The 14382-nt window shown below is 67.1% G+C and carries 16 protein-coding genes; all 16 read right to left on the bottom strand.

All coding sequences use genetic code 11. The features are described from left to right. Positions 1-2: 2 nt before the first annotated feature. Positions 3-1154: a protein translocase subunit SecF gene (secF, locus tag YM304_RS09970; RefSeq protein ID WP_015441555.1), complete on the bottom strand. Its 1152-nt coding sequence runs from the start codon at positions 1152-1154 to the stop codon at positions 3-5. Continuing rightward, positions 1151-2857, bottom strand: a complete 1707-nt coding sequence (locus YM304_RS09965) for a preprotein translocase subunit SecD (RefSeq protein WP_015441554.1) — start codon at positions 2855-2857, stop codon at positions 1151-1153. The genes secF and YM304_RS09965 overlap by 4 nt, the downstream gene beginning before the upstream one ends. A gap of 6 nt (positions 2858-2863) precedes the next feature. Beyond that, positions 2864-3241: a preprotein translocase subunit YajC gene (gene yajC / locus YM304_RS09960; protein WP_070105285.1), complete on the bottom strand. Its 378-nt coding sequence runs from the start codon at positions 3239-3241 to the stop codon at positions 2864-2866. Positions 3242-3262: 21 nt separating this feature from the next. After that, positions 3263-4363, bottom strand: a complete 1101-nt coding sequence (gene tgt, locus YM304_RS09955; protein ID WP_015441552.1) for a tRNA guanosine(34) transglycosylase Tgt — start codon at positions 4361-4363, stop codon at positions 3263-3265. A gap of 9 nt (positions 4364-4372) precedes the next feature. Continuing rightward, positions 4373-5407 carry a tRNA preQ1(34) S-adenosylmethionine ribosyltransferase-isomerase QueA gene (gene queA, locus YM304_RS09950; RefSeq protein ID WP_015441551.1) on the bottom strand — a complete coding sequence of 345 codons (1035 nt, stop codon included), beginning with the start codon at positions 5405-5407 and terminating at the stop codon, positions 4373-4375. A 5-nt stretch (positions 5408-5412) separates the two neighbouring features. After that, on the bottom strand, positions 5413-6591 hold the full coding sequence (locus YM304_RS09945) for a hypothetical protein (RefSeq protein WP_015441550.1): 1179 nt from the start codon (positions 6589-6591) through the stop codon (positions 5413-5415). Between the two features lie 65 nt (positions 6592-6656). Next, complete coding sequence (gene ruvB, locus YM304_RS09940) at positions 6657-7748, bottom strand: Holliday junction branch migration DNA helicase RuvB (RefSeq protein ID WP_015441549.1); 1092 nt, start codon at positions 7746-7748, stop codon at positions 6657-6659. Next, entirely contained in the window at positions 7741-8334 is a 594-nt protein-coding gene (gene ruvA, locus YM304_RS09935) for a Holliday junction branch migration protein RuvA (RefSeq protein ID WP_015441548.1), read from the bottom strand. Before ruvA ends, ruvB begins: the two co-directional genes overlap by 8 nt. Beyond that, positions 8331-8873: a crossover junction endodeoxyribonuclease RuvC gene (gene ruvC / locus YM304_RS09930; protein ID WP_015441547.1), complete on the bottom strand. Its 543-nt coding sequence runs from the start codon at positions 8871-8873 to the stop codon at positions 8331-8333. The genes ruvA and ruvC overlap by 4 nt, the downstream gene beginning before the upstream one ends. Positions 8874-9004: 131 nt before the next feature. Further along, a complete protein-coding gene (locus tag YM304_RS09925) occupies positions 9005-9454 on the bottom strand; it encodes a peroxiredoxin (protein ID WP_015441546.1) in 450 nt (149 codons plus the stop codon). Continuing rightward, complete coding sequence (locus YM304_RS09920) at positions 9451-10200, bottom strand: YebC/PmpR family DNA-binding transcriptional regulator (RefSeq protein WP_015441545.1); 750 nt, start codon at positions 10198-10200, stop codon at positions 9451-9453. Before YM304_RS09920 ends, YM304_RS09925 begins: the two co-directional genes overlap by 4 nt. Before the next feature lie 10 nt (positions 10201-10210). Beyond that, on the bottom strand, positions 10211-10816 hold the full coding sequence (gene pdxT, locus YM304_RS09915; protein WP_015441544.1) for a pyridoxal 5'-phosphate synthase glutaminase subunit PdxT: 606 nt from the start codon (positions 10814-10816) through the stop codon (positions 10211-10213). Next, complete coding sequence (gene pdxS, locus YM304_RS09910; RefSeq protein ID WP_015441543.1) at positions 10813-11700, bottom strand: pyridoxal 5'-phosphate synthase lyase subunit PdxS; 888 nt, start codon at positions 11698-11700, stop codon at positions 10813-10815. Before pdxS ends, pdxT begins: the two co-directional genes overlap by 4 nt. A 91-nt stretch (positions 11701-11791) precedes the next feature. Next, positions 11792-12922, bottom strand: a complete 1131-nt coding sequence (locus YM304_RS22370) for a DUF3048 domain-containing protein (protein WP_015441542.1) — start codon at positions 12920-12922, stop codon at positions 11792-11794. Continuing rightward, positions 12922-13827 carry a M48 family metallopeptidase gene (locus YM304_RS09900; protein WP_015441541.1) on the bottom strand — a complete coding sequence of 302 codons (906 nt, stop codon included), beginning with the start codon at positions 13825-13827 and terminating at the stop codon, positions 12922-12924. Before YM304_RS09900 ends, YM304_RS22370 begins: the two co-directional genes overlap by 1 nt. Beyond that, a complete protein-coding gene (locus tag YM304_RS09895) occupies positions 13827-14381 on the bottom strand; it encodes a LemA family protein (protein ID WP_015441540.1) in 555 nt (184 codons plus the stop codon). Before YM304_RS09895 ends, YM304_RS09900 begins: the two co-directional genes overlap by 1 nt. Position 14382 lies beyond the last annotated feature (1 nt).

The raw sequence follows: 14382 nt of genomic DNA, 5'->3' as shown, positions 1-14382 counted from the left end.
GATCAGCGTCGCTTCTTCTTGCGCGGACGAGGCGGGTGGCTGAGAATGCGCTCGGCCGGCTGATGGATCGCCTCGGTGCGAGCCTCGTCGTCGTGGCGATCGGACTCGGTCGGGTTCTCGTCGGAGTGGACCACACGACCGCTGACGCCGGCGCCGATCACGGCAGCCCGCAGCTCCTCGCCGAGCAGGCGCTCGCGACGAGCCTTGCGGCCGGTGTTGGCCTTGAGCGCCGCCAGGACGGGCGAGGCGACGAAGATCGACGAGTAGACACCGGCGAGCATGCCGACGAGCAACGCCAGGGCGAACTCGCGGAGCGTGACCGCACCGAGGAATCCGGCACCGACGAGCAGCAACGACACGACGGGCAGCACCGACGACAGGCTCGTGTTGATCGAGCGCATGAGCACCTGGTTCATCGAGATGTTGACGACGTCGGGGTACGGCATACGGACCCCGGCGTACTTGCCTTCGTTCTCCTTGACCCGGTCGAACACGACGATGGTGTCGTACAACGAGTAGCCGAGGATCGTGAGGAACGCGATGACCGTGGCCGGCGTGACCTCGAACTGGAAGATCGTGTAGACGCCGACGGCGAGGATGAGGTCGTGCCCCATCGCTGCGAGGGCGGCCAGCGCCATCCGCCATTCGAAGCGGAGCGAGATGAAGATCGCCACGACGACCAGGAAGATCACCAGCGCGCGTACGGCCTTCTCGGTGATGTCACCGCCCCACGAGGCGCTCGTGAACGAGAAGCTGACGTCCTCGATCTCCACACCTGCCGCCGCAGCGAAGTCGCTGGTGAGCTGATCGGCGACCTCGGTCGAGACCTCCTCGATCTGCACGGTGACGAAGCTGGTGTCGTCGGACGATCGGGTCTGGATCTTCGATCCGGTGATGCTGACGCCGTTGTCGCCGAGGACGTCTTCGGCTTCGTCGACGCCGAAGGTCTCGCCGGCGGGAACGTCCCAAGCCTGGCCGCCTTCGAAGTCGAGGCCGAGGTTGAGCCCGCGGGTGAACAGCGAGCCGAACGTGGCGACCACGACGACGATGCCGACGACGAGGGCGATGCGGCGACGGCCGTAGAAGTCGATGGCCGTCTGGCCACGGAACAGTCGTCCGATGGGCGACGACGCGATGTGATCGGCGCGGCTCATCGGGCCACCTCCAGTCCGAAGGCTCGTTTACCGACCATGAACTTGCTCCGAGCGAGCAGCAACACGGCGGGACGAGTGAAGAAGTAGCAGACCAGGAGGTCGCAGACGGTGGTGATCCCCAGGTACAGCGCGAAACCGCGGACCGAGCCGACGCTCAGCCAGAAGAGGATGCCGGCGCCGATCATCGACACGAGGTCGGCCGACCAGATGGTGCGCCAGGTGGAGGTGAAGCTCCGAGGGGCAGCGTTCTTCAGGGTGCGCCCGTTGCGGATCTCGTCTTTCATGCGTTCGAAGAAGACGACATAACTGTCGACGGTGACACCGACGGCAACGATGATGCCCGTCACCCCCGCCAGACTCAGCGCGTAGTTGGTCGCCCCCGACACGAACGCGGCAGCGCTGAACACGGTGGCGGCCCAGATGACGAGCCCGCCGATGATGACCAGAGCAAGCCAGCGGTAGTAGGCCACGAGGAAGACCAGCACGAGCGCAACGCCGAGCAGGCCGGCGATGATGGCGGCTCGCAGCGAGTCGCCACCGGCGGACGCCGACACGGTCCGAGCTTCCTGAGCTTCGACCTCGACGGGAAAGGCACCGCGGTTGAGCACGCGAGCGAGGCTGCGAGCTTCGTCTTCGGTGAACGACCCGGTGATCGACACCTGGTCGTCGAACGTCGGCTGGTTGACGTTGGGGGCCGACTGCACGACACCGTCGAGCACGATGGCGAGTTGGCCGGTCGAGCAGGTGGAGGCCTGCGAGAAGCACTGTGAGGCGAGGCTGTTCCAGAAGGCCTGGCCTTCGCCGCCGCGCAGCGTGGCGACGACACCCCAGCCGGGGTTGAGCGTTGCGCTGGCGCCGCCGCGCTCGAACACGAGCACGCCGTTGGTGTTCTGATCGGGTCCGGCGCACACGGGCACGCCGTCGCGTGAGATGAGCAGTTCGGCTCCGGAGGTGACCGGGGTCGGCACGACGGGCGTCACGTCGGCGGGCGGCTCGACGGCGACGTCGGTGGTGACGGGCTCGTCGGTCGTGACCGGTTCGTCGGTCGTGGCCGGCTCGTCGGTGGTGGCGGGCTCATCGGCAGCGTCGGTGGTGGTCGGCTCCACGGCACTCGGCAGCTGACGGCGCGGGCTGCGCAGTGGCTGCGGCTCAACATCGTCGGTCGCCGCATCGTCGGTCGCCGCATCGTCGGTGGCGGCATCGTCGGGCTCGGTGCTCTCGTCGCCGATGTCGCTCTCGGTGTCGATGACCGTTGCGAGGTCGGTGTCGGAGGTGACGGTCAGCCCGTCGTCGGTGGTGAGACCGTCGTCGACGACGAGCGGGGTCGGCGTGAGCGTGTCGGTCACCGTCTGGCACTCGAACGAGTTGAGCACGGGACGCAGTTGCACGACGCCCGACACGTTGACAGCTTCGAGCGCTTCCTGCTGATCGTCGACACCGGGCAGGTCGACGACGATCGTCGACCCCTGCACACGCACGTCGGGCTCGGCGATGCCGAAGTTCTCGAGCTCGTCGCGAACCAGGTCACGAACGATCACCAGATCGTCGCCGCTCGCGTCTTCGACCGGGGCGAGGATGACCGACACGCCACCCTGCAGGTCGAGGCCGAGGATCGGCGTGTTGTCGGTGGCCAGGTTGCCCGCGAGGGCGCCGAACACCATGAGGATGGTGCCGATCAGCGAAATCCAGAGTCGACGTCTCATGAGCGATCAGTCGGCCTCTGCCGATGCCGCGTCGGCATCGGTGTCGGCGGTTTCGTCGTCGTCATCGTCGGGCGACACGCGTCCCTGGATCGCCGCTCGGGCGATCCGGATCTGCACGTCGTCGTCGATTTCGAGCCAGAAACGACTGTCGCCGTCTTCTCCGGTGATCGTGCCGAAGATGCCGCTGGTGGTGACGACCTCGTCACCGACGCCGAGTGCGGCCTGCAGCTCCTGCTGCTCGCGCATCTTGCGACGCTGTGGGCGGATCATGAAGAAGTACATGCCGAACGGGACGAGGAGGAGCAGACCGAGCGAGAAGATCGAGCTCGCGCCCCCGCTGGACTCCGCTGAGCCGAGCACGGCATTTGCAAAGAGAGTTGTCATGGCGGATCGAAATGCTAGCGGTCAGGTGTCCCAGACAGAGAGCACTTCTCGCCGGAGCTCGTCGAAGCGCCCTGCTTCGATGGCCGATCGCATGCGATTCATCAGGTCGATCGTCCACGCCACGTTGTGGATCGAGAGCAGCCGGGAGGCCGTGGGTTCTCCCACCTGGAGCAGGTGACGGATGTACCCGCGGCTGTGGCGAGCACACACGTCGCACGGGCAGTTCGCGTCGAGCGGCTCGTCGAGTTCGGCGTTTCGTGCCGCTTTCGCCTGGAAGCGTCCGGTCGACGTGAGCGCCGTGCCGTGGCGTCCGAGACGGGTCTGCATCACGCAGTCGAACTGGTCGACGCCGAGGCCGACCGCTTCGACGAGCGACGCCGGATCGCCCACTCCCATCAGGTAACGAGGCCGGTCGTCGGGCAGGTGCTCGATCGCCGCGGCCAACGCCGGCAGCATCTCGGCGCGCGTCTCCCCCACCGACAGGCCGCCGATCCCGTAGCCGTCGAAGCCGAGTTCGACCGTGCGCTGGGCGCTCTCGGCGCGCATCGACTCCGAGATGCCTCCCTGCACGATGCCGAACAGCGCCTGGTCGGGACGGTCGTGCGCCGCTTTGGCTCGCGCCGCCCACGCCGAGGTGCGTTCGAGCGCGGTGCGCACGACGTCGGGCGGGCTCGGGAGCGGCGGACACTGGTCGAGCACCATCTGGATGTCAGCACCGAGTTCTTGCTGCACCCGGACCGCTTCTTCGGGGGTGAATCGAATCGTCGAGCCGTCGTACGTGCTCTTGAACGTCACCCCGGCGTCGTCGACCTTGGGCTCGAGCGAGAACACCTGGAACCCGCCGGAGTCGGTGAGCGTGAGACCGTCCCATCCGGCGAACTTGCCGAGTCCGCCGAACTTCGCCACCAACTCCGAACCGGGTCGCAGCATCAGGTGGTAGGTGTTGCCGAGCACGATCTGCGCTCCGACTCGGGCATAGTCGTCGGCGCTCAGGTACTTGATGGCGCCACGGGTGCCGACCGGCATGAACAACGGCGTGGTGTACGAGCCGTTGGCCGTGGTGGCGGTTCCCGACCGGGCTGCGCCGTCGGTTGCTTCGACCTCGAATTGAACGGGATGCACCGCAGCAGGCTACGAGAGGTCTCGGCGAGTGAGCAGCATGGCATCACCGAACGACAAGAACCGGTAGTCGCAGTCCGTGGCAGCTGCGTAGAGCTCCCGCCAGCGCGGGCCGATGAACGCGTCGATCATCATCAGCAGCGTGGTCTTCGGCAGGTGGAAGTTGGTCATCAAGACGTCGACGACCTGCCAGTCGAACCCTCGCGAGATGAACAGGTTGGTTCGCCCGGTGAGCTCGCTGCGCGCCGCCGCCGATTCCAATGCGCGGACCGCGGTGGTGCCGACGGCGACCACCCGACCACCGGCCGCTCGCGTCGCGGTACACGCCTCCCACGTCGCCGTGGGAACTCGATACCGCTCGGTGTGCATCGGATGGTCGAGCGGATCGTCGGTGCTGATCGGCTGGAAGGTGTCGAGCCCGACGACGAGTTCGACCGTCGCCACCTCGATGCCCTTCTCCGCCAGCGAGGCGAACACCTCGTCGGTGAAGTGGAGACCGGCCGTGGGCGCCGCGGCAGAGCCCGGCTCGGCGGCGTACACCGTCTGGTAGCGGTCGGGGTCGTCGAGCCGTTCGCCGATGTACGGCGGCAGCGGCATCGCTCCGTACTGCTCGAGCAGCCGCATCGGGTCGTCGTCGGTGAGCAACTCGATCTCGAAGGTGTCGCCGGCATCGGTCCGCTCCCCCATCCGGACGATCGCCAGATCGGTGTCGGGCGCCATCAACGACTCGCCCACCTTGAGCTTGCCGCCCGGCCGGACCAGCGCCTCCCAGCGGCGCCGGTCGTCGCTACGCGGTTCGAGCAGCAGTGCCTCGGCGGCTCCTCCCGTGTCTCGCTGCAATCGCAGGCGAGCCGGGATGACGCGCGTGTCGTTGACGACGAGCAGGTCGCCCGGTTCGAGCAGTTCGGCGAGCTCGCGCACGCGACGATGCTCGATCGAGTCGCCCCGGTCGACGAGCAGGCGCGCGGCATCGCGCGGGGCGATCGGTGTCTGCGCGATCCGCTCCGCCGGGAGCTCGTAGTCGAAATCGCTGATCGTGAGGGCCACAGCCGTCAATCGACGAGGAACGACTCGGTGATGAGTTCCCACACGCCGATCTCGGCGGGCTGATACACCACGCCGAGCAACCAGAAGAGGTCGCTGTCGAAGTTCGTTCCACCGGCGAAGCGGGCGACGGCGTCGGTACCGGGGCAGCTGTAGATGCGTTCGGTGCCGGTGTAGACACCGTCGTCGTACGGAGCCTCCGAGCCGAGCACGCACCCGTCGGCTTCGATGCTGGCCGAGAGCCCGTCGAGTCCGGCGGCACCGGCCTCGTCGCCGTTGCCGTTCGGCGCGTCGCCCGAGACGATGATCACGCCCGAGGCGGCGAAGCTGCCGAGGAACGCCTCGGCGTCGGGCGCAGCGATGAGCTGGCGGAGGTCGCCGTCAGGCGTGCCGTCGATGATGTTCCACGAGGGCGGAACCGATGCGGTGATCGTCCCGCTGGCGTCTTCGACGAAGATCGCGTCGCCGTCGACGTCGACGTCAGGGGCGATCGTGGTGGCCGGCGTCGACTCGACCGGCTCGGTGGTCGCCGATCCGGAGGCGGCGTCCGCCTTCGCCACGGCTGCCGCAGCGAGCTCATCGAGGTCGGCCCCGCACTCCTCGACGATGAACGTACGCAGCTGGCCGACGATCGTGCCGAACTCGGCGAACGCTCCGTTGACCTCGTCGGCGTTGGGCAGGTCACCGACGGCATCGATGTCGTAGTCGACGGCGTCGAGCGCTGGGAGCAGCGTGCCGAGCACCGCTTGCATCTGCTGCGGCGCGGCGGCGACCTCGGGCGTCGGCGCGTTGAAGATCGCACCGGCGACCGAGACGCTCATGTCGTTGAACAACGAACGCGCTGCGGCGTCGGCATCGCCGTCGATGCTGTTGAGCGCCTCCGATTCGACGTAGAACTGCTCGCTCGCACCGCAGAAGGCAGCCAGGTCCCCGCCCGGTTCGTCGCCGGCCAAGGTGGTCGTGCTCGACGAATCGTCGGCCGGCGCGGTCGTGGCGGGTGCGGTGTCGACCGGCGCGTCGGTGGCAGGAGGGTCGGTGTCGACGGGTTCGGGGTCGGTCGCCGGAACGGTGACGACCGTGTCGTCGGCCCCCGAGAGCACATCGCGAGCGTTGTCACCGCCTCCACATGCGGCGATCACCAACGAGGCAACCGCGACCGACATCGGGTACGAGACACGCTTCTTCACAGCCCGAAGTGTACGGAAACCACCCTCGAGCGGTCGGGGACCCTCTCCGGCGCGCCGGTCGGCGCTCAGCCGTCGAACAGGGTGGCCGCGTTCTCGGGAGCGCGCGACGGCGGAACCTCGAGGCCCACGTGCTCGTACGCCGCAGCGAGCGCCACGCGACCACGTGGGGTGCGGGCGATCATGCCCTGCGTGATGAGGAACGGTTCGTAGACGTCTTCGACCGTCTCGGGTTGCTCACCGATGCTGATGGCCAGTGTCGAGAGGCCGACCGGCCCGCCACCGAACTGACCGCAGAGGTTCGACAGGATCGCACGGTCGACCTTGTCGAGACCGCGATCGTCGACGCCGAACAGCGCCAGGCCTTCGGCGGCGACCGTCGAGGTGATCGAACCGTCGGCACGCACCTCGGCGAAGTCGCGCACGCGCCGCAACAGGCGGTTGGCGATACGGGGCGTACCTCGCGATCGTCGAGCGATCTGCTGGGCGCCGTCGGTGTCGATGTCGACGTCGAGGATCCCCGCCGCACGTTCGACGATCATCCGCAGCTCGTCGGTGTCGTAGTAGTCGAGCCGGGCGACGAGCCCGAAACGATCGCGCAGCGGACCGGTGATCATGCCGGTGCGTGTGGTGGCGCCGACCAGCGTGAACGGCGGCATGGTCAGGCGGATGCTCGACGCCGCAGGCCCCTTGCCGACGACGATGTCGAGCTGGAAGTCCTCCATCGCCGGGTACAGGATCTCCTCGACCGACCGAGAGAGTCGGTGGATCTCGTCGATGAAGAGCACGTCGCCCTCTTCGAGCTTCGTGAGGATGGCGGCCAGATCGCCTGCGCGTTCGAGTGCCGGACCCGACGTGATGTGGAGTTGCACCCCCATCTCGACCGCGACGATGCCGGCGAGCGTGGTCTTGCCGAGGCCGGGTGGCCCGGCGAACAGCAGGTGATCGACCGACTGCTCGCGTTTGCGGGCCGCTTCGAGCACGATGGTGAGGTGTTCTTTGAGTTCGCGCTGACCGACGAACTCGTCGAGCGCTTGCGGTCGGAGCCCGACTTCGGAATCGGCGTCGGCCTCGCCGCCTGCTGCTCCACCGGCGAGCACGGCGGACACCGCCGACTCGTCGTCGGCCCGGATGTTCGGATCGAGGAATTCGTCACGCACGCTTGGCTCCCAGCGACTTCAGTGCATCTCTGAGCAGTGTGGCGCTGTCGACGTCGCTGGGCAAGTCTCGCAACACGTCGCGGATCTCATCGGTGGCGTAGCCGAGCCCGGCGAGCGCTTCACGCACCTCCGACACCGCCGACGCGGCACCACCGGTGGCACCACCGTCGCCGTCGAGCATCGCGATCGACAGCCGGTTCTTCAGTTCGACGATGAGGCGCTCGGCGGTCTTCTTGCCGACCTTCGGGACGAGTTGCAGCGCGGCGACGTCGTTGCCGGCCACGATGTCGACGAGCGCCGCCGGCGGATGCGTCGCGATGACCGACATCGCCATGGTGGGGCCGACGCCGTGCGTGTTGAGCAACGTCTGGAACGTGGTCTTCTCCTCGTTGGAGGTGAATCCGAAGAGGGTCTGCTCCTGCTCACGGATGTGATGGTGGATCAGGAGGAACGCCTTGGACCCCGGCTCGAGTTCGGGGATGGCCCGCGAACTCACCGTGACCAGGTACCCGACACCACCGACCTCGAGCAGGATCGTGCCGTCGACGTGACGTTCGAGGACTTCGCCTCGGAGTGAGCCGATCATCGGGTTCCTTTCGCGGCGGCCGTACGCCCGGCGACGGTCGAGTGGTGAGCGGCACCGTCGCGCAACTGCCGCCCGATCGGCGACATCGCCAGGTGTGTGAGCGCGAGCGCCGCGGCGTCGGCGGCGTCGGCCGGTTTGGGCAGCGCCGACAGCTTGAGGCGCTGCTGCACCATGCGCTGCACCTGCTCTTTGCCGGCCCCGCCCCAGCCGGCCACGGCGTCTTTGACCTGGTTGGGGGTGTACTGCATCACCTCGCAGCCGGCGAGCGAGGCCTCGGCGAGTGCCAGGCCGCTCGCCTGCCCCGTCGCCATGGCGGTTCGCACGTTGACCTGGAAGAACACCTGCTCGACGGCGACGACGTCGGGCTCGAACTCGCTGATCAGTGCGGTGAACTCGAGGCGCAGGGTGGCGAGCCGCGACGGCAGCGGATCGGATGCCGGCGTGCGGATGACGCCCATCGAGATCGCCCGGGCGGAGGCGCCGCGACCTTCGACCACGGCGTACCCGCATCGGGTGAGCCCGGGGTCTATTCCGAGCACGCGGGTCGTTCGACCCGATGTTGCGGAACTGACGCTGTTGGCGAACACAAGTTCGTACGTTATCCGATGGGCACCGGCCCGTCGATGCAATCCGCTCGAACCTCGGCGCCGCTCACGCGGCCACCGGCAGCTCAGAGCTTCTGGAGTTCGGCGACCAGTTCTTTGACCGGGCGGAACGTGAGACCGGCCATGGCGCGGTGGCAGTAGCGCACGACGCCGTCGGCATCGATGATGAACACGCTGCGACGCGGGAACCCGAGCGGTCCGAGCGTGCCGTAGAGCCCGGCGACGGCCTTGTCGGTGTCGGCCAGCAGCGGAAACGTGAACCCGTGCTTCGACGAGAACGCATCGTGGCTGGCGACGTCTTGCGCCGAGATGCCGATGACCTGAGCGTCGAGTTCGTCGAACTGTTCGATGCCGTCGTTGTAGCTGTTGAGCTGTCGGGTACACACCGGCGTGTCGTCGCCCGGGTAGAACACGAGCACCACCGGCTTGCCGGCGTAGTCGCTCAGCGAGAACTGCTCGCCGCCGGTGCCCGGCAGCGAGAAATCGGGGGCGGTGTCCCCGACCGTCAGGCTCATGCCGACGCTTCCTCCATCAGTTCGTCGCTGATGTCGAAGTTGGAGAACACGTCCTGCACGTCGTCGTTGTCTTCGAGCGCTTCGAGGATCCGCAGGATCGCCTTGGCGTCCTTGACATCGGTGACCGGCACCAGGTTCTCGGCGACCATGGGCGAGTCGGCCGAGATCGTCTCGATGCCGGCCGCGTCGAGGGCTTCCTTGACGTTGTAGACGTCGGACGGAGCCGTCATGATGCGCCACGCGTCGCCCTGGGGCACGATGTCGTCGGCGCCGGCTTCGAGCGCCGCCATCATCACGTCGTCTTCCGACACGCCGTCGACGGTCACGATCACACCGCGTCGCTCGAACTGCCAGCCCACCGCTCCCGGCTCGGCCATCGAGCCGCCGAGCTTCGAGAACACCTGGCGCACATCGGCGCTGATGCGGTTGCGGTTGTCGGTGAGGACGTCGATGAGCAGGGCGACGCCGCCCGGCGCATACCCCTCGTACATGATCGTCTCGTAGACGACCGCGTCGCCACCTTCACCCGTGCCACGTTTGATGGCGCGGTCGATGGCGTCGTTGGTCATACTCGCCGCTTTGGCCTTCTGGACGGCCGTGCGCAGCGTGGCGTTCATGTCGGGATCGCCACCGCCCTTGGCCGCGACCTCGACCTGCCGCGCCAGCTTGGCGAACAGTTTCCCGCGCGCTGCGTCGGCAGCGCCCTTCTTGTGCTTGATGGTTGCCCATTTCGAATGGCCTGACATCTGAAACCCTCTACTCGTGGAGCGGTGAACCGATCGATCGGATGAACATCTCGTGGAGGCGCCCGTCGGGCGTCAACTCGGGATGGAACGAGGCCACGGTACATGTTTCGTGGCGAACCAGAACAGGCACACCTTCGTGCTCGGCCAAGATCTCACACTCGGGCCCGACGCGCTCGACGAACGGTGCACGGATGAACACCGCGTGGAACGGGTCGGCGAGCGAGTCGACGTCGAGATCGGTCTCGAAGCTGGCGAGCTGCCGGCCGTACCCGTTGCGCCGCACCGTGATGTCGATACGGCCGAAACTGCGCTGGTCGGGACGGCCGTCGAGGACCTCGGCGGCACACAGGATCATCCCCGCGCAGGTACCGAAGACCGGCAGGCCGTCGGCGATGCGCCCCTTCAGATCGTCGAACAGGTGGTTGGTGGTGAGCAGGTGCGACATCGTCGTGCTCTCGCCGCCGGGGATGACGAGCGCGTCGACCGCAGCGAGTTGCTCCGCGGTGCGCACGAGCGGCGCGCTCACGCCGAGGGCGACGAGACGTTCCTGATGCGCGGCGAACGCTCCTTGGAGCGCCAGGACACCGACGACCGGTTCGGGCGACGCCTCGGTCACCAGCCCCGCTCGGCGTAGCGCTGGTTGATCTCGTCCATGGCGATGCCGGTCATCGGAGCGCCGAGACCGCGACTCACCTTGGCGAGGATGTCGGCGTCTTGGAAGTGCGTGGTCGCCTCGACGATGGCCTTCGCCCGCGGTGCGGGATCGTCGGACTTGAAGATGCCCGACCCGACGAACACGGCGTCGGCACCGAGCTGCATGGCGAGCGCGGCATCGGCCGGCGTGGCGAGTCCGCCCGCACAGAACAACGGCACCGGCAGCGTGCCGGTCTCGGCGATCTCCTGGACGAGCGGCAGTGGCGCCTGCAGTTCTTTGGCCCAACCGAACAGCTCGGCTTCGTCGGCCTGCGTGAGCCGCTTCATGTCGCCGATGATCGAGCGGAGGTGACGTACCGCCTCGACGACGTTGCCGGTGCCGGCCTCGCCCTTCGAGCGGATCATGGCCGCGCCTTCGGAGATGCGTCGCAGCGCCTCGCCGAGGTTGGTGGCGCCGCACACGAACGGCACGTCGAACGCCATCTTGTCGATGTGGTACGCCTCGTCGGCCGGGGTGAGCACCTCGGACTCGTCGATGAAGTCGACGCCGAGCGCTTGCAGGATCTGCGCTTCGACGAAGTGGCCGATACGAGCCTTGGCCATGACCGGAATCGAGACTGCGGACTGGATGCCGTCGATCATCTCGGGGTCGCTCATGCGGGCCACGCCGCCGTCCTTGCGGATGTCGGCGGGCACTCGCTCGAGCGCCATGACGGCGACGGCACCAGCGTCTTCGGCGATCTTTGCCTGCTCGGGTGTGACGACGTCCATGATGACGCCGCCCTTCATCATCTCGGCCAATCCCCGTTTGACGGGGAACGTACCCGTGCTGCGCGTGTCACTCATGGGCGTGAGCGTACTTTCGATCGTGCGGGTTCACCCGAACGCGTTTGCGACCGAGCCGGGTGGTCACGGTGCCACGATCGACACGACCGGCTCAGGCGGGACGGATCACCATGTCGACCGGCGATTCGCCTTCACCGGCGTCGTCGATCAGTTCGGCGAGCTCGATCCACGTGTTGCCCGGGGTGAGCGGGATCGGATTGCCCTCGAGATCGTTGAACGTGATCGGCCCGACCGCCAGCCCGCGGCTCCACTTGCCTTCGATGTAGCCACCGTTCGAGAACACGTACACGAGCCCCTCACCGATGGTCTGCGCCTCGGGCGAGTTGCGGTCGATCGTGCTCGGGCGGTACTCGGTGAGCATGACCACGACGTTCGTGGCCGCGATCGGCCCGTACGTGACGTCGTCGTGCGGCGTGCCGTCCATCGAGCGCACGAACTTGTCGAGCTCGGCGTTCCAGTCCCAGCTGATGTCGCGACGGCGCATCGCCAGGTCGAAGCCCGACACGTCGTCGCCCGCGAACGCAGCGTTGTCGGGCACGTACGACCACTGGATCGGCGGAGCACCGGGGTGATCTTCCGGTGTCAGCGCGTAGAGCTGCTCGGTGTCGCTGTACAGGTTGCTCGGCGACGTGCCGGGGCCGCGCTGGTAGCTCCCCGCGTTGCGCTGCCAGTTGAGGTCGGTGAGGAACGAGTCACGGATCAGGCGTGTGACTCCGGGGTTGCCGCCGCTCCAGGCGAACAACGGCGAGTTCAGCGACGACAGGATGTCGACGTCTTGCGATCGGCCGGAACGGATCGGGCCGATCGGATCGGCGTCCTGCGTGTGGAACACGGCGGCGAAACGCGTGTTGCTGTCTTCGACGATCTCTTCGAAGACGATGTCGGCGACGGCGAGTCCGGTGTGGTTGCGACGGGCACCGTCGGCGTTGTCGATCTTGACGGCCAGCGCCGGACGCGTGATCAGTTCGTCCTCGGAGTCGACGATCTCACCGGTCAGCGGCTGGCGCAGCGGCTCATCGACCGCCGGCTCGGTCGTGGTGGTCGTGGCGGCCTCGACCGTCGTGGTCGTCTCGACGACCTCGGTGGTGGTGGTCGTGGTCTCTTCGGGGACGGTCGTGGTCTCTTCGGCCGAGTCGCCTCCGCCGCCGCACGCGGCTGCGACGAGCGCGAGACCGGTGAGGCCCGCGGCCAGACGGGATGCATTCGAGCGTGAGGTGTTCATCAGAGTTCTCTCAGGAGGGCGATGCGTTCATCGAGTGGTGGATGGGTTTCGAACATCTTGTGGACCTTCGACAACTTCCCGTCGTCACCGACTCCACTCATCGGTTGTTCGATCCACAAGTGTGCCGTGGCCGTCGAGGCACTGTGCGTCACGGTGGTGTCTTCTTTGAGCTTTTCGAGCGCCGAGATCAGGCCCGGCGGATACCGCGTGAGCTGACACGCGCTCACGTCGGCGAGCGTCTCGCGGCGACGCGAGATCGTCGCCTGCATCGCCTTGGCGATCAGCGGGGCCACCACCAGCAACGCGAACCCGAGATAGGCCAGCGGGTTGCTCGAATCGCCGTGGTCACCACGACGATGCACACGGCCGCCGTTCCACCACATCATCCGGATCGCGAGGTCGGTCACCAGTGCCACCGCGCCGACCATGGTGACGGCGAGCGTCGAGACCAGGATGTCGTAGTTGCGGATGTGGCTGAGTTCGTGAGCGACCACGCCTTCGAGTTCGACCCGGTTGAGTTTGTCGAGCAGGCCGGTCGTGACGGCGATCGCCGCGTGGTTCGGGTTGCGCCCGGTCGCGAAGGCGTTGGGTGCCGGATCGTCGACGATGTACACGCCGGGCTTCGGGAGCCCGCCGGCGATGCACAGGCCTTCGACGAGGTTGTGGAGCCGCTGGTACTGCTGCGGATCGGCCGGGACGGCTCGGCTCACGCGCAGCGCGATCTTGTCGGCCTTCCAGTACGAGGTGAAGGCGATGGCGCCGCTGATGACGATGGCGATCAGCGTGAAGACCACGCCGTTGCCGACCAGGACACCGATGGCGGCACCGACCAGCATCACCACCAACATGAATCCGACGATCAGGGCGACGCTGCGGCGCTTGTTCGCGCGTATGAGTTCGAACATCAGAACTCGATGTCGGGCGCGGTGCGTGCCGCTTCGTCGGCCTCGAAGTACTCGCGCTGGGAGTACTTCAACATGCTGGCGACGATGTTGGTCGGCACCGACTCGATCTTGTTGTTGTACGACAGGACGCTGTCGTTGTAGAACTGCCGCGCATAGGCGACCCGACCTTCGGTGGCGCTCAACTCCTCTTGGAGCGACAGGAAGTTCTGGTTGGCCTTGAGATCGGGATACGCCTCACCGAGCGCGAAGATCTGGCGCAGTGCGCCGGTCATCATGTTGTCGGCCGACGCTTGCGCTTCGGGCGTGTCGGGTGCCGAGATCGCCGCGTTGCGGGCCTGGATCACACCTTCGAGCGTCTGGCGCTCGTGTGCGGCGTAGCCCTTGACGGTCTCGACGAGGTTCGGGATGAGGTCGAGCCGTCGTTTGAGCTGGACGTCGATCTGTGACCAGGCGTTCTCGACCTGGTTCTTGGAGCGGATCAGTCCGTTGTACATGGTGACTCCGACGAGGAGCACCACGACCACCAGGACGATCACGATGATGAGAGCGATCATG

Source organism: Ilumatobacter coccineus YM16-304, assembly GCF_000348785.1.
Taxonomy (GTDB): domain Bacteria; phylum Actinomycetota; class Acidimicrobiia; order Acidimicrobiales; family Ilumatobacteraceae; genus Ilumatobacter_A; species Ilumatobacter_A coccineus.
Note: the sequence above shows the minus strand (reverse complement) of the source record. Positions and strands in the feature narration are given on the sequence as shown.

Bases quoted from the DNA above. Each gene is read 5' to 3' on its own strand.
- YM304_RS09900 (WP_015441541.1), bottom strand. From the start codon at position 13,827: ATGTTCGAACTCATACGCGCGAACAAGCGCCGCAGCGTCGCCCTGATC.
- pdxS (WP_015441543.1), bottom strand. From the start codon at position 11,700: ATGAGTGACACGCGCAGCACGGGTACGTTCCCCGTCAAACGGGGATTG.
- yajC (WP_070105285.1), bottom strand. From the start codon at position 3,241: ATGACAACTCTCTTTGCAAATGCCGTGCTCGGCTCAGCGGAGTCCAGC.
- YM304_RS22370 (WP_015441542.1), bottom strand. From the start codon at position 12,922: ATGAACACCTCACGCTCGAATGCATCCCGTCTGGCCGCGGGCCTCACC.
- secF (WP_015441555.1), bottom strand. From the start codon at position 1,154: ATGAGCCGCGCCGATCACATCGCGTCGTCGCCCATCGGACGACTGTTC.
- YM304_RS09895 (WP_015441540.1), bottom strand. From the start codon at position 14,381: ATGATCGCTCTCATCATCGTGATCGTCCTGGTGGTCGTGGTGCTCCTC.
- ruvA (WP_015441548.1), bottom strand. From the start codon at position 8,334: ATGATCGGCTCACTCCGAGGCGAAGTCCTCGAACGTCACGTCGACGGC.
- YM304_RS09965 (WP_015441554.1), bottom strand. From the start codon at position 2,857: ATGAGACGTCGACTCTGGATTTCGCTGATCGGCACCATCCTCATGGTG.
- YM304_RS09925 (WP_015441546.1), bottom strand. From the start codon at position 9,454: ATGAGCCTGACGGTCGGGGACACCGCCCCCGATTTCTCGCTGCCGGGC.
- YM304_RS09920 (WP_015441545.1), bottom strand. From the start codon at position 10,200: ATGTCAGGCCATTCGAAATGGGCAACCATCAAGCACAAGAAGGGCGCT.